The following is a 1,799-nucleotide window of genomic DNA, read 5'->3' on the forward strand; positions in this document are numbered from 1 at the left end:
TTCTTCCCGTAAGACTTCCAGCACGATTTTTGATTTTTCTTGGGGTGTGAATTTTCTTCTCTTTTCCATGACTCCATTCTAACTTATTTTGCCCTTCCCGTCTGTCTTGTTTTCTGGGTCCATTATACCTATAAGGATATGAACGGAAAGCGCCAAACCAAGTCCGTCAGCACGGGACTTCCCGTCAAGGGGAATAAAAAGCGCGCTGAAACGCTGCTTTGGAAAACCAGGCAAGAGTTTAATCCCGATACGGCAATGAGCGACAAAAACATGCTGTTTGCCGACTTCCTGAAAAAATGGCTGCAGGAAGTTATCAACCGGGTAGAAGCCGACACCTACGCCCTTTACGCGTACGATGCCAAAACCTTCGTTATCCCTTACTTTAAGGATATCGCCGTTACGGTGGCGAAAATAAAGCCGGGAGACATCGAAGGCTACTATCAGTATGAGAGAACAGAAAAAAACGCAATAAAAACCGCCTTGCTCCAATACCACGAGGTCATCAAAGAGGCCTTGGACTATGCCGTGGAGCTTGAGCTGATCCGAGACAATCCGGCCGACCAAGTAAACCCGATCACCGGCGAGGTGCGGATACTGTTTACCGACTTCCTGCTGGAATGGCTGGAGATGACCAAGCACAATGTGGAAATGACCACCTACGCCTCTTACGCTATGTGCATCAAGAGCTGTATTATTCCTTACTTTAAGGAATTCAGGCTGACATTAAAGGAAGTGACGCCCAAGCACATCCAGGACTATTATCAGTACGAGCTGAACGAGAAAGGCTTAAGCGCCTGCACGGTGATCCACCGCCACGCCAACATTCGCAAGGCGTTGCAGTACGCTTTCAAGGTGGGCCTGATCGCCTTTAACCCCGCCGACCGGATCGAGCGGCCCAAGACCACAAAATTCGTGGGCAGCATTTACGATGCCGGGGAATTGGAAGCATTGTTCGCTGTCGTGAAAAACAAGCCGATAGAGTTGGCTGTTATCCTGGGCGCGTTTTACGGACTGCGCCGCAGCGAGATCGTCGGGCTGAAATGGGACGCGATTGACTTTGGAAAAAAGACGCTGACCATCAAGCACACCGTAACCGAGGTAAGGGTGGACGGAAAAGCCATCATCGTGGAAAAGGATCGGACCAAAACCAAGTCCAGCCACCGTACCCTGCCGCTGGTAGAGCCCTTTGAAAAGCTTCTCCGGCGGCTGAAGGCGGAGCAGGAGCGCAATCAAAAAGTTTGCGGCAAAGACTATTGCCGGGAATATCTTGGCTACATCTACGTAAACGAGTTGGGAGAACGGATCAAGCCGGGCTATATCACCCAGAATTTCGCGCTCACGCTGAAAAACCACGGCCTCAAAAAAATCCGTTTCCACGACCTCCGACATAGCTGCGCCAGCCTGTTGTACGCCAACGGAGTCAGCTTGAAAGAGATCCAGGAGTGGTTGGGGCACAGCGATATTTCCACTACCTCGAATATCTACACCCACCTGGATTTCAGCTCCAAGGTCGCTTCGGCCAACGCCATCATCGGCGTATATCCCTCCTGACATCCCTCCAAATCGGGCGGAATGCCAGGTGGAAAGGGCGATGAGAGCATTGCCAATATGCGCTAAAACGTGTCATGTGACGGTATGACGGGCGGCAAACAAAAGGTGCCGCCAGAAAAGAAAAAAGCCCTCAAATCCGCTTGTGTCGCGGCTTTAAGAGCATTGACTTCTGGTGCCGATGGCCGGAGTCGAACCGGCATGGAGGTTATCCAACGGTTTTTGAGACCGCCGCGTCTGCCAATTCCGCC

At 51.4% G+C, this 1,799-nt stretch carries 1 protein-coding gene; it reads left to right on the forward strand.

Annotated features, from left to right (window positions below; translation table 11 throughout):
• Positions 1 to 39: 39 nt before the first annotated feature.
• Positions 40 to 1,551 (forward strand): tyrosine-type recombinase/integrase, encoded by a 1,512-nt coding sequence (locus L9W92_RS18550; protein WP_376741837.1) that lies wholly within the window; start codon positions 40 to 42, stop codon positions 1,549 to 1,551.
• Positions 1,552 to 1,799 lie beyond the last annotated feature (248 nt).

Origin of the sequence: Pelotomaculum terephthalicicum JT, from assembly GCF_022410535.1 — a bacterium.
Taxonomy (GTDB): Bacteria; Bacillota; Desulfotomaculia; order Desulfotomaculales; family Pelotomaculaceae; genus Pelotomaculum_D; species Pelotomaculum_D terephthalicicum.